Raw genomic sequence first — 21,982 nt, 5'->3', positions numbered from 1 at the left:
CCAAAAAAGTGGTATAATAACTCTTGCTAAATCTTTATTTTGGAGTACACATGGCTAAGTCAAAAAATACTATTGAAAGTCGGATAGATTACTCGATTCTCCTGCCAGTTCTCATATTGCTACTGGTTGGCCTGGTTTCGATATTTATCGCGACAAATTTTGATTACCCAAAGAATCTTGTGCAAGTCATGTCCCAGCAAGTACTATGGATTTTTCTAGGTTCAGTACTTGCTTTTGTTGTCATGTTATTTAATACAGAGTTTCTTTGGAAGGTAACCCCCTGGCTCTATATTTTCGGTCTGGGGCTTATGGTTCTACCTCTCGTTTTCTATTCCCCTGCTTTGGTAGCCTCGACGGGAGCGAAAAACTGGGTAAGTATTGGATCAGTTACTCTTTTCCAACCATCTGAATTTATGAAGATATCCTACATCCTTTTTCTATCGAGAATAGGTGTTTGGGCTAAGCAAGGTAAGGAAGTGACCAACCTTCAGGATGACTGGTTATTGCTCTTCCAATATGTTGCAGTCACGCTCCCTGTTTTAGGTTTACTGGTTCTTCAAGGAGATATGGGGACTGCCTTGGTCTTTCTGGCTATTTTAGCCGGTATCGTAGTGGTTTCGGGGATATCCTGGCGTATTATCTTGCCGGTAGTCCTAGCTTTTGCAGTGGGATTAGGCTTGTTTGTAATGGTATTTACCACAGATTGGGGTAAGGAAGCCATGCTCAAGATGGGGGTGCAAACCTACCAGATTAACCGTATCTCAGCTTGGTTGGATCCTTTCACTTATGCAGATGGTATCGCCTTTCAACAGACACAAGGGATGATTTCGATTGGTACCGGAGGAATCTATGGTAAAGGCTTTAATCATCTGGAGTTGAACGTACCGGTTCGTGAAAGTGACATGATTTTCACAGTCATTGCGGAAGATTTTGGTTTGGTAGGCGGTGGATTGGTTCTTTTAACCTATCTCTTCCTCATTTACCGCATGTTGCGAGTGACGTTTAAGTCTAACAATCGTTTCTATACCTTTATTTCGACGGGCTTTATCATGATGATTGTCTTCCATATTTTTGAAAATATTGGGGCAGCAGTCGGAATTCTTCCTTTGACAGGTATTCCTTTGCCCTTTATTTCTCAAGGGGGATCATCACTCATCTCTAACTTGATTGGTGTTGGTTTGGTGCTTTCAATGGCTTATCAGACTAACCTCAACGAGGAAAATAAAATTCTCCTGGCTATGTCTCGCCGTATGCGTACGTCTGGAACTAGTCAAGTGAAACCTATTTCTAAGAGTAAGTCTAAGAAAAACAAGCCTTCGAAGAGTGTTACTATGGCCACTCAAGAATTGGGCAAGGCTAAAGATAAGGTTGATAAGGCCACTGAGAAAATGCGTCAAACCATTTCTCAAAATACGCCAAGCATTCATCAAGGTAAGCGTCGTAAGGGATCTAAAAAGAAACCGACACGTAAACATTAAGAAGAAGCAAGTTGGTTAATCCAACTTGTTTTTCTTTGAAAAAAATTAAGGTCTGTGACCTTTTCTTTGCCCCTGCCTGTGGTATAATAAAAGTTGACTATTTTGAAAAGGGGTTTGCTATGATAGAGACAGCCAAACAGCAAGAACGTGCTATTTTAGTAGGTGTTGAATTGCAAGAAACAGAGCATTTTGACATGTCAATGGAGGAACTGGCCAGTCTTGCCAAAACTGCAGGAGCAGAGGTTGTAGCTAGCTATACCCAAAAACGTGAACGCTATGATAGTAAGTCTTTCGTAGGTTCAGGAAAATTAGAAGAAATCAAGGCCATGGTGGATGCGGATGAGATTACTACAGTCATTGTTAATAACCGTTTAACGCCTCGTCAAAATACAAATCTTGAAGCAGCATTTGGCGTAAAAGTTATTGATCGTATGCAATTAATTTTGGATATCTTTGCCATGAGGGCTAGAAGCCATGAAGGGAAACTTCAGGTTCACCTAGCTCAACTAAAATACATGTTGCCCCGTTTAGCTGGTCAAGGGATTATGCTCAGCCGTCAAGCAGGGGGAATTGGTAGCCGTGGACCTGGTGAAAGTCAATTGGAGCTTAATCGTCGTTCGATTCGTAACCAGATTGCTGATATTGAACGCCAGTTAAAAATTGTTGAGAAGAACCGAGAAACCATTCGCGAAAAGCGTGTTGATTCAAGTACCTTTAAAATTGGTTTGATTGGTTATACTAATGCTGGGAAATCAACGATCATGAACCTTATGACGGATGATAAGCAATATGAGGCTAATGAACTTTTTGCGACCTTGGATGCAACGACTAAGAAAATTTACTTAAAGGATCAGTTTCAAGTGACCTTGACAGATACGGTTGGTTTTATCCAGGACTTGCCAACAGAATTGGTTGCTGCCTTTAAGTCAACACTTGAAGAAAGTCGTAATGTGGACCTTCTTTTGCATGTCATTGATGCGAGTGATCCTAATCACGAAGAGCATGAAAAGGTGGTCTTAGACATTCTCAAAGACTTAGACATGACTGATATCCCTCGTCTAGCAATTTACAATAAGATGGATGTAGCTGATAATCTAGTAGCCACAGTCTTTCCTAATGTTCGCCTCTCAGCACGTGACAAGGGAAGTCGTGAGGCCCTCAGAAGACTCTTGATTGACGAAATTCAACAGATTTTTGAACCTTTTAGTATTAAGGTTCATCAGGATCAAGCGTATAAACTTTATCAGTTGAGTCAATTAGCCTTGCTAGATAGCTATACTTTTGAGACAGAAGTAGAAGAAATTACAGGTTATATTTCACCGAAAAATAAATGGAAATTGGAAGAATTTTATGACTGATTATATGGATTTAGCTTTAAAATATGGTGGTTTTACAAGTTTAGATAAGGTCTATTTGAAAAATACCTTGTCAGACCTTTCGGACAGTCAAAAATTGGCCTTCATTACGCCACCACCAAGCGTGATTAATGCTTATTTTGCAGAGATTTACCAAAAACAATCTCCTGAAGCAGCGACGGATTACTACTTGGACCTTTCAAAAGAGTTGAACCTCTTTAACCCTGCACCATCTTTTGATGAGCGCAAGCCATTTATTCGCCTCAATTTGTCAGGAAAATCCTATGGATTTTGCTATGAAAATGCTGATGATGTGGCTTTAGTCTTTGCCGAGCATTTAGAGGTTCCAACGGCCAGTATTTTGTTTGAGCTTGCTCAAGTTTTTCCGCAGTATAAGGTTTATCTTGAAGGCACTCAAATTAAGATGACCAAGGTTGATTTTGACGAAGAAGTATTGGAAGAATTAACACCTGAGACCCAGTTACTTAGTCGTGTAACTAAGTTGAAGGGGAATGTCATTAAGTTGGCTAGCTTCAATCAAGATGAATTAGTGGAACTTTTGTCTCAATATAAAGGGCAAACCGTTTATTATGGCTTTGCTCAGCGTGAATGCCTGGCTTATATTGTCCAGAAATAAGAAGAACGATAGATAGAAAGTATAGGAAGTCATGGAATTACAATTTTTAGGGACGGGTGCCGGGCAGCCCTCCAAGGCCCGTAATGTGTCGAGTTTGGTTCTGAAGTTACTCGATGAAATCAATGAGGTCTGGATGTTTGACTGTGGAGAAGGTACCCAACGTCAGATTTTAGAAACAACAATCAAACCTCGTAAAGTTAAAAAAATCTTTATCACACATATGCATGGAGACCATATCTTTGGCCTACCTGGTTTCTTGGCTAGCCGTTCCTTCCAATCGAGTGAAGAACAAACTGACCTTGAAGTTTATGGTCCAGTCGGTATTAAACAATATGTCATGACCAGTCTTCGTACCTCTGGAACACGCCTCCCTTACCATGTGCATTTTAAGGAAATTGATGAGCATAAGCTAGGCTTGGTTATGGAAAATGACAAGTTCGCTGTTTATGCAGATAAGTTGGATCATACCATTTTTTGTATTGGTTACCGTGTGGTTCAAAAGGATCTCGAAGGAACCTTGGATGCTGAGGCCCTTAAAGCAGCAGGTGTGCCGTTTGGTCCTCTTTTTGGTCAAATTAAGAATGGCCAAGATGTGGTTCTTGAAGATGGAACTAAAATCATTGCCAAGGACTTTATTTCCGCACCTAAGAAAGGTAAGGTTATCACTATCTTAGGTGATACTCGTAAGACGAATGCCAGTGTTCGTCTTGGCTTGGGAGCAGATGTCTTGGTCCACGAGTCCACTTATGGTAAGGGTGACGAAAAAATTGCCAAGAGCCATGGTCACTCAACCAACATGCAAGCAGCACAGGTTGCTAAAGATGCGTCAGCTAAACGCCTTCTTCTAAATCACGTATCAGCTCGTTTCTTGGGGCGTGATATCGGTAAGATGGCAGCAGATGCCAAAACGATTTTCGAAAACACCCACATCGTTCGTGACCTAGAAGAGGTAGAGATTTAATGGCTAAACAACGTATTATCGCTATTACTGGTGCTTCAGGAGGGCTTGCACAAGAAATTGTCAAGCAGCTCTCACCCAGTGATGGCATTATCCTCTTAGGAAGAGACAAGGATAAACTTGAGAAATGTTATCGCCATGTTGAAAATAAAACTTGCCTTGCCATTGACCTTAGAGATGACAATGCCATTAAAGAAATGGTCGATTATCTCTATCAACGATTTGGACGTATTGATGTCTTTATCAATAATGCTGGTTTCGGTGAATTCAAGTCTTATGATCATTACACTAGCCAAGAGGTACGTGATATGTTTGATATCAATACCTTTGCGACGATGACCTTTTCACGTCTGATGGCTGAGAAAATGGTCGAGCAAGGCCATGGTCATATCATCAATATCGCCAGTATGGCGGGAAAAATTGCGACAGCCAACTCAAGTGTCTATGCAGCGACAAAGTTTGCGGTAATTGGCTTCTCAGATGCCCTGCGTCTAGAGCTGACTGATAAAGGGGTCTATGTGACAACGGTCAATCCTGGTCCAATTGAGACAAGCTTCTTTGACCAAGCAGATCCCTCTGGAGCCTATCTTGAGAGTGTTAAAAAGTTTGTCCTCAGTCCTAAATACGTGGCTAAAAAGATTGTTCGTATTCTGGGTAAAAACAAACGTGAAGTCAATCTACCACGACTCTTATCAGTTGCCCACAAAGGCTATACGCTATTTCCACGCATCTCGGACAAACTAGCTACCAATGTGTTTAACTACAAATAGGAGGATACTAGATGGCAGTCAATATTCAAGTCTATTTAGAAACCATCCGGAAACCCGGAGGACAGGTATAATACGCCTTGCAGGATAATCGCTTCAAAGACCAAGAGGGATGGCGAGAGGCTATGCTCAAGATGGAGCTGGCGGTCTGCCAAGAGTCCCCTTATCGGGATATCGCCTTCTTCCAGCATTATAGGTTAAAAAGGAGTTAAGATGTTAGATTATAAACAAGAAATTCCAGCGATGACAGACCTACTCGCACTGTACAGTTCAGTCGGTTGGACCAATTATACTAATAATCCAACCATGTTGGAAGAAGCCGTCAAAGCCAGTCTCTGGCAGTTGGCAGTCTATGATAAGGAGGAGTTAGTAGCCTACATTCGCTTGGTAGGAGATGGCCACTCTGTCATTTTTGTACAGGACCTCTTGGTGCGACCAGATTACCAACGCCAAGGCATCGGAACGAAACTCTTAGAAGAAGCTTTAGGGACTTTCCCCAATGTCTATCAACGACTCCTTGTCACTGAACGTAGCGAGAAAAATTTGGCCTTTTACCAATCCTTGGGCTTTGTCGAACTTTCAGAGCAAGCTTGTACAGGGATGATTTATAAATATTGATGTAAAGGATTTCCAAATAGGGAATCTTTTTCTTGTTTTTCCTAATATTACTTGAAAATGATAGTAGAATAGGGTTAGATAACGTAAAGAGGAGAAGGGAATATCTGAGAAAATACAAGTCAAAAAGGGAGCAATATCCAGACTATTATTTTGTCTAGAAAAGCAGGGCTTTATTGGAAATGTAGCACGAGTCGAAGCACCTTCCGATGTTTTCCATTCTCTTTTTAGGAAACTTAGGTTTCTATCCACTATGATAAATTTATTCATGTTATAATAGGGAGACTAGATGACAGGGAGAAAATATAAAAACATGATTACATCAACGTATGATTGGAAAATAAACACAAAAGAGCCAGATGCTGGCTTTTTTAAACTTGCCAAAGAACATGGACTGGCAGAAACAGCAGCCAAGATTGCTTATGAACGTGGCGTGACGACAGCAGAAGCCCTTGAAGACTTTCTTAAGGCTGATTTATCACATCTTCATGATCCTTATCTTCTTCATGATATGGACAAGGCAGTAGCTAGAATTCGTCAGGCCATTGAAAATTACGAGCAAATCTTAGTCTATGGAGATTATGATGCGGATGGGATGACGTCGGCATCGATTGTCAAGGAAGCCCTTGAAATGATGGGCGCTGAAGCTCGAGTTTATTTGCCTAACCGCTTTACAGATGGTTATGGGCCAAATGAAAGTGTCTACAAGTATTTCATTGAGCAGGAAGGCATTTCACTCATTGTTACAGTGGATAATGGGGTTGCGGGAAATGAAGCTATTGCTTATGCGCAAGAGCAAGGTGTGGACGTTATCGTTACAGACCACCATAGTATGCCGGCACAGCTTCCAGATGCCTACGCCATTGTCCATCCAGAGCATCCAGATGCCGATTATCCTTTTAAGTATTTGGCAGGATGTGGTGTAGCTTTCAAATTGGCAACTGCCCTCCTTGAAACTATTCCTACAGAGATGTTGGACTTGGTAGCCATTGGTACCATTGCTGATATGGTTAGCTTAACGGATGAAAATCGTATTATGGTCAAGGTCGGCCTGGAAATTCTCAAGACTACTGAGCGTATCGGGCTTCAAGAATTGCTCCGCATTTCAGATGTAGACCCAACAACGATTTCCGAAGAAACGGTAGGCTTCAAACTGGCTCCTCAACTCAATGCCTTGGGTCGCTTAGATGACCCAAATCCAGCCATTGAACTGCTGACCGGATTTGACGATGAGGAAGCTCAAGCCATTGCTCTGGAAATCAATGCTAAAAATGAAGAACGTAAGGAAGTTGTTCAAAAAATCTTTGATGAAGCTATGACCATGGTAGACTTGGACAAACCAGTTCAGGTTTTGGCCAAGGAAGGTTGGCATCCTGGCGTTCTAGGTATTGTGGCTGGGCGCATCATGGAACAAATCAGCCAGACAGTAGTGGTTTTAAATATTGAAGATGGCTTGGCTAAGGGTTCGGCCCGTAGTTTGGAATCAATCAATATCTTCCATGCCCTTGATGACCACCGAGATATCTTTACTGCATTTGGAGGACATGCTGGAGCGGCGGGGATGACCCTTCCAGAGGAAAATCTTGGTCAACTCTCAGATATTTTGTGTAGTTATGTCTACGATAATGACATTGATACAAGCGCCAAAAATACACTTAATTTAGACGAGGAGCTTCAACTCAGCGAGCTTAGCTTGGATACTATTAAGAGTCTAGAAAAACTAGCACCTTTTGGTATGGATAATAAAAAGCCAGTCTTTTGGCTACATGATATTACCGTTACTCAAGCTAGGACAATGGGACAAAATGGGGCCCATCTTAAGTTTAAGGTTAAGCAAGGTAAGGATAGCTTTGACGTTGTCGCTTTTAATAAAGGTAATCTACTTCAAGAATTCCAACAGGCTCAGGGTTTGGAATTGGCAGTGACCTTGTCTGTTAATGTTTGGAATGGTCAGACAACGCTACAGCTCATGCTAGAAGATGCGCGTGTGGATGGTGTTCAATTATTTGATTTCCGCTCAAAAAATATGGCACTGCCTGAAGGCGTACCATCGGTAGAAGAAGCAGCAGACACAGAGCCTGCGGTTGTCCTCAACACCCTACCTGAATCAGCGACAGAATTAAAAGAGTGGTTTGAAGGTAAAGATTTTCAGGCTATCTATTTTAAAAATAGCATTAAGGAAGCCTATTATCTGACAGGTTATGGAACAAGAGAGCAATTTGCAAGGCTCTATAAAACCATTTACCAATTCCCAGAATTCGATGTTCGCTATAAATTGGATGAACTCAGTCATTACCTTAAAATCGACAAGATTCTCCTGATTAAGATGATTCAAATCTTTGATGAATTAGATTTTGTGACGATTGATAATGGTGTTATGACAGTCAATAAAGAAGCTGAAAAACGTGAGATTGAGGACAGTCAGATTTTCCAAGATCTGAAACGACTAGTTAAGTTCCAAGAACTCATGGCTCTGGGAACACCACAGGAAATTTATGATTGGCTGTATAAGTAGGGGAGTCTGAATCCAAAGGATTCGTCTCGAAATGAGGGTTAGCATTTTCTAAATTTACTATTTCATGCTATAATGATATGTAAATATTTTTTTGGCGAAAAGCCTATAGGAAGAACAAATGAAATTAGAAGATTATATTGCATCTATTGAAAACTACCCGAAAGAAGGGGTTACTTTCCGTGATATTAGTCCTTTGATGGCTGATGGAAATGCTTATAGCTATGCTATCCGTGAAATCGTTCAGTATGCGACTGATAAGAAGATTGACATGATTGTTGGTCCTGAAGCGCGTGGTTTCATCGTTGGTTGTCCAGTTGCTTTTGAACTTGGTATTGGTTTTGCTCCTGTTCGTAAACCTGGTAAATTGCCACGTGAAGTGATTTCAGCCAATTACGAAAAAGAGTATGGTGTTGATACACTTTGTATGCATGCCGATGCAATCAAGCCAGGCCAACGTGTACTTATCGTTGATGACCTCTTGGCAACTGGTGGTACCGTTAAAGCTACAATTGAAATGATTGAGCGCCTAGGTGGTGTCGTTGCTGGTTGTGCCTTCTTGATTGAGCTTGATGGTCTTAATGGACGTGATGCTATCGAAGGTTACGATACTAAAGTATTGATGAACTTCCCAGGATAAATCTATCTACGAACTAACAAAAGGCCTTAGGGCCTTTTTAACTCTTTTAAAACAAAGGTGGCCTCTAAATATAGTTTAAAGCTATAGCTAACTAGAGAAAATATATATTTGATAACAATACCTCCCCGGTTTATAATATGAAGATAGAATAAATAAGGATGGAGATATTGTTATGCCTATAAAACTTGATAATAAGTTACCAGCTCTTGATGTATTGCGTTCGGAAAATGTCTTCATCATGGATGAGAACAGAGCTAGTAGCCAGGATATTCGACCAATGGAGGTCTTAATCCTTAACCTTATGCCTACTAAAGAAGTTACGGAAACTCAAATACTACGTCTTTTGGCCAATACGCCACTTCAAATTAACGTCGAGTTTCTTTATATGGCTAGTCATAAGTCAAAAAATACCCATGCTGAACATATGGAAACTTTTTATAAGACTTTTGATGAAATTAAGCATAAGTATTATGATGGTCTCATTGTAACAGGAGCTCCTGTTGAGCAAATGCCTTTTGAAGAAGTTGATTATTGGCAAGAATTGACACAGGTTTTTGACTGGTCTAAAAAGCATGTCTATTCAACCCTTCATCTGTGTTGGGGAGCTCAAGCAGGTCTCTATTATAAGCATGGTGTCGACAAGGTCCCATTGTCAGAGAAATTATCTGGTATCTATAAACAAACGGTTGACATGCCTGAAAACTTCCTTATGAATGGCTTTGATGATAGCTTTGTGTCACCACACTCACGCTATACTGAGGTTACGCTCGAGGATATTAAAGACAAGACGGATTTAGATATTGTTGTGTCAGGACCAGAGGTCGGTTTATCCATCTTAGCAAGTAAGAACCTTCGTGAAGTATATAGTTTCGGTCATTTTGAATACGACCGTGATACTCTGGCCAGAGAATACCGAAGAGATTTGGATGCAGGGATTAATCCAGACGTACCGGCAAACTATTTCCCAGAGGATGATCCAAGTCAGGAGCCTAAACTTCGTTGGAATCTTGCGGCATCTGCCTTCTTTAGCAATTGGATTAACTATGCGGTATATCAAGAAACACCTTATCGTTTAGAAGAGTTGGAAGACGATTTTTCATTCTACGGTTATTTGTAGTAGACAATCTCAAAAGACTTATGTGAGCGCATAAAGACTTTTTGGGGTGTCTGGCTATTCTGAAAGGTAAATATGAGTTTTTTTGAACAGTATCGATCAGGCAATCTGGTCCTTCCTAATGCTTTATTTTTCCACTTTAAGGATATTTTTCCATCTGCGGATGACTTTCTAGTTTGGCAGTTTCTCTATCTACAAACGACAACTCAGATTGGAGAAGTGGCTTCAAGCCAGATAGCGCAAGCAACTGGAAAAACACCAACTGAGGTTAATAAAAGTATTACGACATTGACTGAGGCTGGACTCCTTGATTTCACGACTATTAAGGTTAATAATGAAATTGAGATGGTTGTAGATGCTTCACCTGCCTTGGCAGTTTTGGATAAGTTAGTGAGCAATGAAAAGACAACGACGGGGCCTGTAGTAGGTCAGCCTACAAATACACAACTCATCAAGCAGTTAACAGATGAGTTAGAACAAGCTTTGGGAATCTTGAATCCTATGGTTATCGAAGATTTAAACAAGGAAATCCAAGAAGAGCACACTGATCCTGAACTTATCCGTGAGGCTTTGAAAGAAGCAGTATTTAACCGCAAGACAAATTGGAATTACATCAAAGGGGTTTTGCGTAACTGGAAATTGAGTGGTATTACGACGAAAATTCAAGTTGAAGAGCGTCGTTTGGAGCATCAAGGTAAGAAGCACCATCACCAAGTTTCGGATGACTTCAAAACAGGTATGGATGCAGCCCGTCAATTATGGGGTGGCCAATAATGTTAGGAAGAAAACGTGTTAATGAGGCTCTAGCTCTCATGGGGGAGATGTTTCCCAATGCTCATGGAGAGTTGGAGTGGGAAACTCCTTTCCAACTATTAGTTGCTGTTATTTTATCGGCACAGACAACTGATAAGGCTGTTAACAAGATTACACCAGGCTTGTGGGCGCGTTATCCAGAAATTGAGGATTTGGCTTCGGCTAATCTTGATGATGTTGAAATGTGTTTGCGAACAATCGGTCTTTATAAGAATAAGGCAAAGAACATCATCAAGACTGCTAGAGATGTTTTAATGAATTTTGATGGACAGGTTCCGAAAACGCATAAGGAATTGGAAAGTCTACCTGGTGTGGGACGAAAAACAGCTAACGTAGTATTGGCTGAAGTCTATGGAATCCCTTCTATTGCTGTAGATACGCATGTCTCACGTGTATCTAAAAGGCTAAATATCGTGGCAGAGGATGCTAGTGTAGAGGAAATCGAAGCGGAACTGATGAAGAAAATCCCAAAGAGGGATTGGATTATCAGTCATCACCGTATGATTTTCTTTGGGCGTTATCATTGCCTAGCTAAGAATCCTAAGTGCCAGACATGTCCTCTTCAAAGTTATTGTAAGTATTATAAAGAAACAACCAAGAAATAAGCTGGAGAATGTGACTTTCTTCGGCTTTTTACGGCTGTAAGAATTTGTTACAAACTAGTAACTTGACAAAAGTCTCAGGCTTTAAGAAAATAGAAGAAACGATTTAGAAGCAGGAGCGATATAGTGAATGGCTGAATTCAGTAATGAAGAGTATCTGAGAGCCTTAGCTGATAATGGTGATAGAGAAGCAGCCAAAGAATATGAGCAAGCTTTGGATAATCGTATTTTTCAGTTGCAGATTTCATTGGCTCAAACGAGTGATCCGCAGGGTCGTAGGGAAGTGCAAAAACTCTTGGAACAAGAGGAAAAGAAAAAAAGGGACTACTTTCAAGAAAAAGAGGAAAAAGCTGTGAGCGAATTTAGACGTCGTAAAAATGAAACTACAAAGGGAAGAAAAGTTTCGAGTTTTGATAAACTCAAAGATCCTAATATTATTAGATGGGTAATTGGAGTTGTTGCAGTACTTGCAGTGGTTATTCCTGTGGTTACCTTGATGTGGTATAGTAATAACCAAAAAGAGAGTGTAACAAATCCATGGAAAAACGGTCAGTTGGCTAAAAGCAAGGAAGCAGCTGCAGCATCATCTGATAACCAATCCTCTCAAGTTGATACCTCATCTTTGTCTGACCAACAGTTAGAAGACTGGGTTGTTTCTACCTATGCTAAAGAACAAGGGTCAACAGGAGAAAATTATAAAAACTTAGGTTGGAATGTCTATTCATGGACGGATGATGATGATAACCTAGTTTATGCTCAACTTTATGATGCCTATGGTAATGATGTTCTTCTTTTCCGTGTGGACAAGAAGGGACAACTCGAAGCCTATGGTGGTATTGATGGTTCAAGCGATTCTTGGGACGTTGTTTCAAAAAAATATACAACCGATTAATGAAACCATATAAAACACCTGACAATGGTGGTTGAGACTGTCTTTTGACAGTCTTTTTTGGTATAATTTTAAGTAATCGTGTATACAATTAAAAAGCCGACTGAGAAGATTTGGGGATGATAGTTCTGCAGAACTTTTTTAATGTCTTCAGGTTTTCAAGGATAGCTTAAATAAAGGAGAGTTGTCGTGTCAGACTATTTATCGGTCACATCCTTAACCAAATATTTGAAAATGAAATTTGACCGTGATCCTTATTTAGAGAGGGTATATTTGACGGGGCAGGTTTCCAATTTTCGTCGACGTCCGAGTCACCAATATTTTTCACTTAAGGATGAAGGAGCTGTTATTCAGGCGACGATTTGGGCTGGGGTTTTCAAAAAGCTTGGTTTTGAACTCGAAGAAGGGATGAAGATCAATGTCGTTGGTCGGGTCCAGATTTATGAGCCTAGTGGTTCTTATTCCATTATTATCGAGAAGGCTGAGCCAGATGGTATTGGGGCTTTGGCCATCCAGTTTGAACAGCTTCGTAAAAAATTGACTGCAGAAGGCTACTTTGATGATCGTCATAAGCAAGCTCTGCCTAATTTTGTCAAAAAAATTGGGGTTGTCACTAGTCCTAGTGGTGCGGTTATTCGAGATATTATTACGACCGTTAGTCGTCGTTTTCCTGGGGTAGAAATCTTACTTTTCCCTACCAAGGTTCAAGGTGAAGGAGCTGCACAGGAAATTGCTGAAAATATCCAAAAAGCCAATCAAAGGGATGACCTAGATTTACTTATCGTTGGTCGTGGTGGAGGTTCTATTGAAGACCTCTGGGCTTTTAACGAGGAAATTGTGGTTCAGTCGATTTTTGAGAGTCGCCTACCTGTGATTTCAAGCGTTGGTCACGAAACAGATACGACTTTGGCTGACTTTGTTGCAGATCGTAGAGCTGCTACGCCTACAGCAGCGGCAGAACTTGCGACTCCGGTATCAAAGGCTGATACCTTGGTTTGGATTCGTGAAAGACAAAATAGAGCTTATCAAGCCTGTTTGAGACGTATACAATATAACCAGGAACGCTTGGCCAAATTGTCACAATCTGTTGTCTTTAGGCAACCTGAACGCCTTTACGATGGTTATCTACAAAAGTTGGATCGACTAACAACAAGGCTTGAAACCTTCATGAGTCAAGATTTCGCACGCAAACAAAAAGAAGCAGAGCTTTTGAGACAACGATTACAAGGCTTAAATCTTCTGACTAGTGTTCAGAACTACCAAGACCGTCGAGAGTCTTTGAAACGTTTATTGGTGACTACAACCAAGAATACCATTAATGGTAAGCGTGTGAGATTAGAAAAGGCACAGGATGCCTTATTGTCTCTAGATACTAGTCGTATTGTTGCAAGGGGCTATGCCATTGTCAAGAAAGATGATAAACCTTTAACAAGTACCAAGAATATTACCGAAGGTGATCAATTAACCGTCCAAATGAGAGATGGAGAACTAGAAGTAGAGGTGAAAAATGTCAACTAAAAAAACATTTGAGGAAAATTTACAGGACTTAGAAGCTATCGTCACTAAGCTCGAAACTGGTGATGTTGCTCTTGAGGATGCTATTGCTGAGTTCCAAAAAGGTATGGCCTTGTCTAAAGATTTGCAGAAGACCCTGGAAGATGCCGAAAAAACACTAGTTAAGGTCATGCAAGCAGATGGTACAGAAACGGAAATGGATGCCTAATGAGCAAGCTAAATAAAATTGATGCGGCTATCCGTGATTACTACCAAAAAAAGAATATTCCTGTATCAAGTGATTTAATCACTGCCATCCTTTATTCAGTTGATAGTGGAGGCAAGCGCATTCGTCCACTGATTTTCTTAGATTTACTTGAAGGATTTGGTTTAGAGCTTACTCCTAGTCATTTCGATGTCGCAGCGAGTCTTGAAATGATTCATACCGGAAGTCTTATTCACGATGATCTGCCGGCCATGGATGATGATGATTACCGTCGAGGACGTTTAACCAACCATAAGAAATTCGATGAAGCAACGGCAATCTTGGCTGGAGATTCTCTCTTTTTGGATCCATTTGACCTCCTGGCTCAAACAGACTTTTCCGCAGAAATTCGAGTTCAATTGATTCAAGCATTGTCTCATTCCTCAGGAACCTTCGGTATGGTAGGTGGACAGATGTTGGATATGAAGGGTGAAGGTCAGGAACTTGATTTATCGCAACTGGCTAAGATTCATGAGCATAAGACAGGTAAGCTTTTAACCTTTCCTTTTGTGGCGGCTGGTATTGTTGCTCAAAAAGATCAACAGGTCTTGGAAAATCTTCAAGAAGCTGGTCGCTTGATTGGTCTTGCCTTTCAAGTACGCGATGATATTTTGGATGTGACTGCTGATTTCGAAGAACTTGGGAAGACACCTGGAAAAGATGTAGTTGCTGGAAAATCAACCTATCCGGCTCTGCTTGGTCTGGAAAAATCACATGATATCCTCGAGGAATCACTTGATAAAGCTGAAGCAATTTTCCAAAATCTAGCTGAGACTCAAAGTTTCAAGAAAGACAGTATTATAGAAATCATAGAAAGGTTACGACTCCATGCCTAAGGAAAGAGTAGACGTCTTGGCTTATAAACAAGGCCTTTTTGAAACACGAGAACAAGCTAAACGTGGCGTTATGGCTGGTTTAGTTGTTAATGTTATCAATGGTGAACGTTACGATAAACCTGGTGAAAAAATCGACGACGGTACAGAGTTGAAGCTTAAAGGAGAAAAACTCAAGTATGTGAGCCGTGGAGGACTTAAACTTGAAAAAGCTTTGGAAGTATTCAATCTGTCAGTTGAAGGCATGACGACCATCGATATCGGAGCTTCAACAGGTGGGTTTACCGATGTTATGCTTCAAAATGGGGCCAAACTGGTTTATGCTGTGGATGTCGGTACCAATCAGTTGGTTTGGAAATTGCGTCAAGATGAGCGTGTTCGTTCCATGGAGCAATATAATTTCCGTTATGCTGAACCTATTGATTTTACAGAAGGACTACCGTCTTTTGCATCAATTGATGTCAGCTTCATCTCTCTTAATCTGATTCTGCCGGCCTTGGCTAAGATATTGGTTGATGGAGGGCAAGTAGTTGCTCTTGTGAAACCACAATTTGAGGCGGGCCGTGAACAAATTGGGAAAAACGGGATTGTCCGTGAGAGCAGTGTCCATGAAAAAGTGTTAGAAACAGTGACAGCTTTTGCGGTTGACTATGGCTTTTCAGTTAAGGGACTGGACTTTTCACCTATCCAAGGTGGTCATGGTAACATTGAGTTTCTCGCACACTTGGAGAAGACAAGTTCTCCTCAAAATGATGCTCAAACCTCTATTAAGGACGTTGTAGCACAAGCACATAAGGAGTTTAAAAAGAATGAAGAAGAATGATCGTTTGGAGTTAATCCGAAAGATTGTCCAAGAAAATAAAATTACGACTCAGGGAGAATTGGTAAAATTACTCCAAAATGAGGGATTAAAGGCTACTCAGGCGACAGTATCGCGTGATATCAATGAAATTGGTATTACCAAGGTACCAACTGAAGACGGTTCATACATCTATGGGCTCTCAACTGCTCCTAGACGAGTGGGTGGAACTTCTGTTGTGACCCGTCGCTTGTTGCGTGTTGATCGTCAACATGCCTTTATGAATATCGTTGTTCAACCTGGGACAAGCCGTCTCATCAAGAAGATTCTTTTGGATGAGTACAAGCATTTGATTTTTAGTGTCATTGCTGACGATGATACCCTCTTTTTAGTGGCTCAGTCAGAGTTAGCAGCCATCGAACTACAGGGGCAAATCATTAAGTGGGTTGAAGAATAGGAGGGCCTATGCTTCTCGAAATTACGATAAAGAATTTCGCAATTATTGAAGAGATTTCTCTAAACTTTGAGAATGGTATGACCGTCCTTACTGGTGAAACAGGTGCTGGTAAGTCCATTATTATAGATGCCATGAATCTTATGTTGGGCGCACGTGCTTCTAGCGAAGTCGTCCGTCATTCAGCATCTAAGGCTGAGATTCAGGGCTTCTTTTCAATCGAACAAAATCCTGCCTTGGTTAGTATCTTGGAAGATAATGGGATTCCTGTTGAGGATGAATTGATTATCCGTCGTGAAATCTTCCAAAATGGTAGAAGTGTTAGTCGTATCAATGGACAGATGGTCAATTTAACAACGCTTAAAGCTGTTGGGCACTTCTTGGTAGATATTCATGGACAGCATGATCAGGAAGAGCTTATGAAACCTGCTCTGCATATTACCATGCTTGATGCCTTTGGTGACAAGGAATTTTTCCAAACTAAGAAAGAATATCAAGAGTATTTTGACCGCTATCGTGAGTTAAGAAAAGCTGTTCTTGAAAAGCAGAAAAATGAGCAGGAGCATAAGGCTCGAATTGAAATGCTAGCTTTTCAGATTGCAGAAATTGAAGCAGTCTCTCTAAAATCAGGAGAAGATTTGGCATTGATGAAGGAGCGAGACAAGCTTCTTAACCATAAGCAGATTGCGGATACCTTAACCAATGCCTATGTCATGTTGGATAACGAAGAATTTTCAAGCCTTTCAAATGTCCGTTCGGCCATGAATGATCTCCAGTCTCTTGAAGAATATGACTCTGATTACAAAGAACTTTCTGGAAATCTATCAGAAGCCTATTATGTTTTAGAAGATGTCACTAAGCAACTAGGTGACCTTTTGGATAATTTGGACTTTGATGCTGGGCGTTTGCAAGAGATTGAACACCGCTTAGATACGATTAATGCAATTACTCGTAAATATGGTGGAACTGTTGATGACGTCTTGGATTATCTGGAAAATTCAAGTAAAGAGTACAATCTTCTGACTGGCAATTCCAGTTCGTCAGATGCCATGGAACAAGAGCTTAAGCAACTTGAAAAAGATCTGCTAGCGTCTGCAGAGACACTACAAACGGCACGCCATCAAATAGCTAAGGCTCTTGAAGCTGAAATTAAGAACGAGTTATGCGACCTTTACATGGATAAGGCTGATTTTAAAGTTACCTTTACTAAAGGGAAATTTAACCGTGATGGCAATGAGCAGGTTGAGTTTTACATCTCAACCAATCCAGGTGAAGGCTTTAAACCGCTTGTTAAGGTTGCTTCAGGAGGAGAATTATCTCGACTCATGTTAGCGATTAAGTCAGCCTTTGCCCGCAAAGAAGACAAAACAAGTATTGTCTTTGATGAGGTTGATACTGGCGTTTCAGGTCGTGTTGCCCAAGCCATCGCTCAGAAAATTCATAAGATTGGGAGTCATGGTCAGGTCTTGGCCATCAGTCACCTTCCACAAGTTATTGCCATTGCTGATTATCAGTTCTTTATTTCTAAGGAAAGCGATAATGAGACGACTGTCTCTCGTGTTCGTCTCTTGACACCTGAGGAAAGGGTGCAAGAAATTGCTAAGATGTTAGCAGGTGATAATGTGACAGAGGCTGCCTTGAGCCAAGCAAGAGCCTTGTTAAAGGTGGATGACTCTCTTTAGAAAAAGACTTGGGAAAAGTTTTCCAGTCATGCTATAATAGAATAAAAATTTGTGTTAAGCGAGAAAAATATGAGTAAAATCAGAATTGTAACCGATTCGTCAATCACGATTGAACCAGAATTGGTTGAAAAATATAATATCACTGTTGTTCCATTGTCGGTTATGGTGGACGGTGTCATCTATTCAGATAGTGATCTTCGAGAAGAAGGCCGTTTCTTGGATATGATGAAGCATAGTAAAGAGTTACCAAAGACTAGCCAACCACCAGTAGGTTTGTTTGCTGAGACATATGAAAAGCTTGTCAAAGAAGGTGCAGAACAGATTGTGGCTATCCACATCATGCACACCCTCTCTGGGACATGTGAAGCCTCACGTCAAGGGGCTAGCCTTTCAGGAGCAGATGTAACCGTCATCGATTCAGGCTTTACGGATCAGTGCCTCAAGTTTCAGGTTGTTGAAGCAGCTAAACTAGCTGAAGCCGGAGCAAGTCTTGATGAGATTGTAGCACATGTGGAAGAAGTAAAAAGTAAATCTGAACTTCATATCGGTGTGTCTACCCTTGAGAATCTTGTCAAAGGTGGCCGTATCGGACGTGTAACAGGTCTATTATCTTCATTGCTCAATATCCGTGTCATTATGGAGTTGAAAGACTATCAGTTGAATACCATTGCGAAGGGTCGTGGTGCTAAGACGTTCACGAAATGGTTGGATTCTTATATTGATAGCATCAAGGACCGCAAAGTGGCAGAGATTGGTATTTCTTATGCAGGGACACCTGATTTTGCACATGAAATGGCTGAAAAACTTGGGGTTTTGGGCGCTCCAATTTCAATCCTTGAGACTGGTTCCATCATTCAAACGCACACTGGTGAAGGCGCCTTTGCCGTAATGGTTCGTTATGAATAAGTGGAAAGAATCAGAATTAGTTAGAAGCCTCCTAGGCTTCTTCTTGCTTTTTCTTTTATTTGTCGGTCTCTTCATTTTTGTAGTTCCTAGTACGCATCAGTCATCAAAAATTGCAGAAAAAATCAAATCTATTAAAAATGAAAAGGTCACCTATGTTGCTATCGGTGATTCCCTTACGCAAGGTGTAGGTGATAGTAGTAATCAAGGGGGCTTCGTTCCTGTTTTGTCTCAGGCCTTAGAGTCAGATTTTGACTGGCAAGTGACCTCTCGCAACTATGGTATCGCAGGGAATACGAGCAATCAAATTCTCAAGAGAATGCAAGAAAAAAAGGATATTCAAAGAGATCTCAAGAAGGCTAAAGTGATGACTCTGACAGTTGGTGGTAATGATGTGATCCATGTCATTAAGGACAATATCACTAATCTTAATGTAGACACCTTCACTAAGCCAGCTCAGGCCTATCAAAAGAGATTGGGACAGATTATTGAGCTAGCTCGTAAGGATAATAAAACATTGCCAATTTATATTGTTGGTATTTACAATCCTTTTTATCTTAATTTTCCAGAGATGACAGAAATGCAAACTATTGTAGATAATTGGAACCAATCTACTGAAGAAGTGTGCAAGAAGTACGATAATGTCTATTTTGTTCCTGTAAATGATTTGCTTTATAAGGGAATTGACGGTAAGGGCGGTGTTACAAGCTCTGATGATTCGTCTCAGTCTAGTAAATCTTCTCAAGATAGCCTGAATGATGCTCTTTTTGAGGATGATCATTTTCATCCAAATAATACAGGTTATCAAATTATGTCAGATGCCATTTTGAAACGTATTAACCAAACAAAGAAGGAGTGGTCAGGTGAGTAAGATATGGAAGTGGTTATTTTTAGGACTCTTGGCCTTAAATCTAGCCTTAGTAAGTGTTGTGGCCTATAGAATCATGACTCTAGTGGAGACGACGAGTTCTGTATCCCTACCTAAGGGAGCAACTAAAATTGGTAAGTATAGTATGACTAGGGAGGAGCTTGACGCTGCTCTTACAGGCTTTGCCCAAGATTATTCGACCGATAAGATGCGTTTCAAGGTCAAGGTTACCAGTTCTAAAATTGTTTTCGAAAGTAGCTATAAGGTTTTAGGTCATCCTGTTCCTCTTTATGTCTACTTTACGCCGGTTGTTAGTGAATCAGGAGCAATTGTACTTCATGTTTCTGAGCTTTCAGCTGGAACCTTGAAACTGCCTGTTTCGGATGTCCTTAAGATGATTAAACGTTCAACTAACCTTCCTGATTACATCGCCATCGATAGTAAGAAGGGAAAGGTTACCCTAAATATTCAGTCTATGAAGAATGAGAAGGGGATAACAGCACGTGCTCAAAGCCTTGATTTGGTTAATGACCGTATCGAATTTGACATCTATAAGACAATAAATTAAAAAGCCTTTACTTTTTGCAAAAAAGCGATTAAATTAGCGTTTATTACTTGACCTCATAGGCCTTTTAGGATAAGATAATACTTGTTCAAGCGCTAAAAAAAACTATTCGCTTAGAAATAAATTGGAGGATTGTTACAATGGCTAACAAACAAGATTTGATCGCTAAAGTTGCAGAAGCAACTGAGCTTACTAAAAAAGATTCAGCAGCAGCTGTAGATGCAGTTTTCGCTTCTATCGAAGAATTCCTTGCTGCAGGTGAAAAAGTACAATTGATCGGTTTCGGTAACTTTGAAGTACGCGAACGCGCTGCTCGTCAAGGTCGTAACCCACAAACTGGTGAAGCTATCTCAATCGCAGCTTCTAAAGTTCCTGCATTTAAAGCTGGTAAAGCTCTTAAAGACGCAGTTAAATAATGTAAAAACCCCTAAGTTTTTAGGGGTTTTGATTTATACGAAATAAGTTAAGGAAATCTATGAAAACCATAACAGTGGTATTGATTTTTCTTTTGGTTTTTACTGTTATTAAACTATCAGGTATTGTTGCTATTAGCAAACTGATGAAGCCAAGTGAAAAACAAATCGAAGAAGCTCGTCAGAAACGTCTTCAAGCTGAGAAAGAGGGCAAGGATCCTTTTGAAGACTGGGATGAACGTGACGATGATGGTCTTGTCTAATAAGAGAATCCTCATCAAATAATAAAAAAGTTTGGAAGACCTTCCAAACTTTTTTTGTAGACTAGTCAATGTAGTGAAGTTTTCCTCGGAAGTCTTCAAGAGTTTCGTAACCTTTTTCTTCCATGATTTCTTTAAGTTCTTTAGTAATACGGTCAAAAACAGCGACACCTTCTTTTTGAAGGGCAGTACCCACTTGTACCATACTTGCACCACAAAGGATGTGTTCAAAGGCATCACGACCAGATTTGACACCACCAGTACCAATAATTTGGATTTCAGGTTTCAGACGTTGGTAGAAAGCGTGAACGTTTGCCAAGGCAGTAGGTTTGATGTAGTCACCACCGATACCACCAAAACCATTCTTAGGTTTGATGACAACAGACTCATCTTCGATGTAAAGGCCGTTACCAATTGAGTTTACACAGTTAACAAAGACAAGTGGAAATTGGTTGAACACTGCAGCAGCCTGGTCAAAGTGCACAATATCAAAGTATGGTGGTAATTTCACACCAAGAGGTTTTGTAAAGTAAGAGAAGACTTCAGTAAGGATCTCGGTTGTTGTTTCAAAATCGTAAGCGATTTGAGGTTTTCCTGGAACGTTAGGACATGAAAGGTTGAGTTCAACCAGCCCCTCGTAGTCGCTATCTTGAACTTTTTTAAGAATAGTATGCGTTTCCTCAGGTGAGAGACCAACAAGTGAAAGAAAATGATTTTTTGTATTGGGTTGCTTTTGCAATTCAATGACATAGTCAAGGTAGTATTCAAAACCGTTATTTGGCAAGCCCATTGAGTTGATTGACCCAAGAGGGACATTAACATAACGTGGTTCAGGATTACCAGGGCGGGCTTCAAGTGTCCCTGTTTTTGTGACGAATGAACCTGCAGCTGAAGCCTCGACCTCTGCCAATTCTCCCTTAGTCATACAATGAACACCCGCAGCATTCATAAGACAGTTAGAAAATGTAAACTGACCAACTTTTGTAGCAGTAGAAACCATAAGATCCTCCTTTAAAGATAACAATGTAAAATGTTACTAATTCATCTCATTTTAGCATGAATGAAG

General features: G+C 40.5%; 23 protein-coding genes and 2 pseudogenes. 24 read left to right on the top strand and 1 reads right to left on the bottom strand.

Annotation, left to right across the window (positions count from 1 at the left end; translation table 11 throughout):
- Positions 1-50: 50 nt before the first annotated feature.
- The 24 genes and pseudogenes from HMPREF1519_RS01700 to HMPREF1519_RS01590 form a co-directional block, all read left to right on the top strand.
- A pseudogene (locus HMPREF1519_RS01700) lies at positions 51-1,220 on the top strand (FtsW/RodA/SpoVE family cell cycle protein); the annotation flags it as partial.
- Positions 1,221-1,597: 377 nt separating this feature from the next.
- Complete coding sequence (gene hflX / locus HMPREF1519_RS01695; RefSeq protein ID WP_003096966.1) at positions 1,598-2,836, top strand: GTPase HflX; 1,239 nt, start codon at positions 1,598-1,600, stop codon at positions 2,834-2,836.
- Complete coding sequence (locus tag HMPREF1519_RS01690; RefSeq protein WP_014634309.1) at positions 2,829-3,470, top strand: cystathionine beta-lyase; 642 nt, start codon at positions 2,829-2,831, stop codon at positions 3,468-3,470. Before hflX ends, HMPREF1519_RS01690 begins: the two co-directional genes overlap by 8 nt.
- A gap of 31 nt (positions 3,471-3,501) precedes the next feature.
- Positions 3,502-4,431 carry a ribonuclease Z gene (gene rnz, locus HMPREF1519_RS01685; protein WP_002884122.1) on the top strand — a complete coding sequence of 310 codons (930 nt, stop codon included), beginning with the start codon at positions 3,502-3,504 and terminating at the stop codon, positions 4,429-4,431.
- On the top strand, positions 4,431-5,198 hold the full coding sequence (locus HMPREF1519_RS01680) for an SDR family NAD(P)-dependent oxidoreductase (protein ID WP_022496515.1): 768 nt from the start codon (positions 4,431-4,433) through the stop codon (positions 5,196-5,198). The genes rnz and HMPREF1519_RS01680 overlap by 1 nt, the downstream gene beginning before the upstream one ends.
- Before the next feature lie 71 nt (positions 5,199-5,269).
- Positions 5,270-5,407, top strand: a pseudogene (locus tag HMPREF1519_RS10755) (class I SAM-dependent methyltransferase); the annotation flags it as partial.
- Position 5,408: 1 nt separating this feature from the next.
- On the top strand, positions 5,409-5,813 hold the full coding sequence (locus HMPREF1519_RS01675; RefSeq protein WP_022496514.1) for a GNAT family N-acetyltransferase: 405 nt from the start codon (positions 5,409-5,411) through the stop codon (positions 5,811-5,813).
- A gap of 310 nt (positions 5,814-6,123) precedes the next feature.
- Complete coding sequence (recJ, locus tag HMPREF1519_RS01670; protein WP_037611002.1) at positions 6,124-8,325, top strand: single-stranded-DNA-specific exonuclease RecJ; 2,202 nt, start codon at positions 6,124-6,126, stop codon at positions 8,323-8,325.
- A gap of 118 nt (positions 8,326-8,443) precedes the next feature.
- Entirely contained in the window at positions 8,444-8,962 is a 519-nt protein-coding gene (locus tag HMPREF1519_RS01665; protein ID WP_002884049.1) for an adenine phosphoribosyltransferase, read from the top strand.
- Positions 8,963-9,134: 172 nt separating this feature from the next.
- Positions 9,135-10,079 (top strand): homoserine O-acetyltransferase MetA, encoded by a 945-nt coding sequence (gene metA, locus HMPREF1519_RS01660; RefSeq protein WP_022496512.1) that lies wholly within the window; start codon positions 9,135-9,137, stop codon positions 10,077-10,079.
- Positions 10,080-10,151: 72 nt separating this feature from the next.
- Positions 10,152-10,850: a DnaD domain-containing protein gene (locus HMPREF1519_RS01655; protein ID WP_004182658.1), complete on the top strand. Its 699-nt coding sequence runs from the start codon at positions 10,152-10,154 to the stop codon at positions 10,848-10,850.
- Positions 10,850-11,494, top strand: a complete 645-nt coding sequence (gene nth, locus HMPREF1519_RS01650) for an endonuclease III (protein ID WP_022496511.1) — start codon at positions 10,850-10,852, stop codon at positions 11,492-11,494. The genes HMPREF1519_RS01655 and nth overlap by 1 nt, the downstream gene beginning before the upstream one ends.
- A 127-nt stretch (positions 11,495-11,621) precedes the next feature.
- A complete protein-coding gene (locus HMPREF1519_RS01645) occupies positions 11,622-12,383 on the top strand; it encodes a hypothetical protein (protein WP_022496510.1) in 762 nt (253 codons plus the stop codon).
- Between the two features lie 186 nt (positions 12,384-12,569).
- Positions 12,570-13,898 carry an exodeoxyribonuclease VII large subunit gene (xseA, locus tag HMPREF1519_RS01640; RefSeq protein WP_022496509.1) on the top strand — a complete coding sequence of 443 codons (1,329 nt, stop codon included), beginning with the start codon at positions 12,570-12,572 and terminating at the stop codon, positions 13,896-13,898.
- Positions 13,888-14,103: an exodeoxyribonuclease VII small subunit gene (locus HMPREF1519_RS01635; protein WP_002884058.1), complete on the top strand. Its 216-nt coding sequence runs from the start codon at positions 13,888-13,890 to the stop codon at positions 14,101-14,103. Before xseA ends, HMPREF1519_RS01635 begins: the two co-directional genes overlap by 11 nt.
- The gene (locus tag HMPREF1519_RS01630) at positions 14,103-14,975 is read left to right on the top strand and encodes a polyprenyl synthetase family protein (RefSeq protein WP_022496508.1); all 873 of its coding nucleotides are present in this window, start codon (positions 14,103-14,105) and stop codon (positions 14,973-14,975) included. Before HMPREF1519_RS01635 ends, HMPREF1519_RS01630 begins: the two co-directional genes overlap by 1 nt.
- A complete protein-coding gene (locus HMPREF1519_RS01625; protein WP_022496507.1) occupies positions 14,968-15,795 on the top strand; it encodes a TlyA family RNA methyltransferase in 828 nt (275 codons plus the stop codon). The genes HMPREF1519_RS01630 and HMPREF1519_RS01625 overlap by 8 nt, the downstream gene beginning before the upstream one ends.
- Positions 15,782-16,228 carry an arginine repressor gene (locus tag HMPREF1519_RS01620; RefSeq protein WP_004182652.1) on the top strand — a complete coding sequence of 149 codons (447 nt, stop codon included), beginning with the start codon at positions 15,782-15,784 and terminating at the stop codon, positions 16,226-16,228. The genes HMPREF1519_RS01625 and HMPREF1519_RS01620 overlap by 14 nt, the downstream gene beginning before the upstream one ends.
- 8 nt (positions 16,229-16,236) lie before the next feature.
- Positions 16,237-17,907 carry a DNA repair protein RecN gene (gene recN / locus HMPREF1519_RS01615; RefSeq protein WP_022496506.1) on the top strand — a complete coding sequence of 557 codons (1,671 nt, stop codon included), beginning with the start codon at positions 16,237-16,239 and terminating at the stop codon, positions 17,905-17,907.
- Between the two features lie 69 nt (positions 17,908-17,976).
- Entirely contained in the window at positions 17,977-18,813 is an 837-nt protein-coding gene (locus HMPREF1519_RS01610) for a DegV family protein (RefSeq protein WP_022496505.1), read from the top strand.
- Positions 18,806-19,681: an SGNH/GDSL hydrolase family protein gene (locus HMPREF1519_RS01605; protein ID WP_022496504.1), complete on the top strand. Its 876-nt coding sequence runs from the start codon at positions 18,806-18,808 to the stop codon at positions 19,679-19,681. The genes HMPREF1519_RS01610 and HMPREF1519_RS01605 overlap by 8 nt, the downstream gene beginning before the upstream one ends.
- Positions 19,674-20,246, top strand: a complete 573-nt coding sequence (locus HMPREF1519_RS01600) for a YpmS family protein (RefSeq protein ID WP_022496503.1) — start codon at positions 19,674-19,676, stop codon at positions 20,244-20,246. The genes HMPREF1519_RS01605 and HMPREF1519_RS01600 overlap by 8 nt, the downstream gene beginning before the upstream one ends.
- A 137-nt stretch (positions 20,247-20,383) precedes the next feature.
- Positions 20,384-20,659, top strand: coding sequence for an HU family DNA-binding protein (locus HMPREF1519_RS01595; RefSeq protein ID WP_002884048.1), 276 nt, complete (start codon positions 20,384-20,386; stop codon positions 20,657-20,659).
- A gap of 59 nt (positions 20,660-20,718) precedes the next feature.
- On the top strand, positions 20,719-20,919 hold the full coding sequence (locus HMPREF1519_RS01590; protein ID WP_002883994.1) for a hypothetical protein: 201 nt from the start codon (positions 20,719-20,721) through the stop codon (positions 20,917-20,919).
- 61 nt (positions 20,920-20,980) lie between these two features.
- Here the strand turns inward: HMPREF1519_RS01590 and HMPREF1519_RS01585 are convergent, their stop codons facing one another.
- Positions 20,981-21,916: a dihydroorotate oxidase gene (locus HMPREF1519_RS01585; protein WP_022496502.1), complete on the bottom strand. Its 936-nt coding sequence runs from the start codon at positions 21,914-21,916 to the stop codon at positions 20,981-20,983.
- Positions 21,917-21,982: the final 66 nt, after the last annotated feature.

Source organism: Streptococcus sp. SR4, from assembly GCF_000517725.1.
GTDB lineage: Bacteria > Bacillota > Bacilli > Lactobacillales > Streptococcaceae > Streptococcus > Streptococcus salivarius_F.
This window is presented reverse-complemented; position numbering and strand designations above follow the sequence as displayed.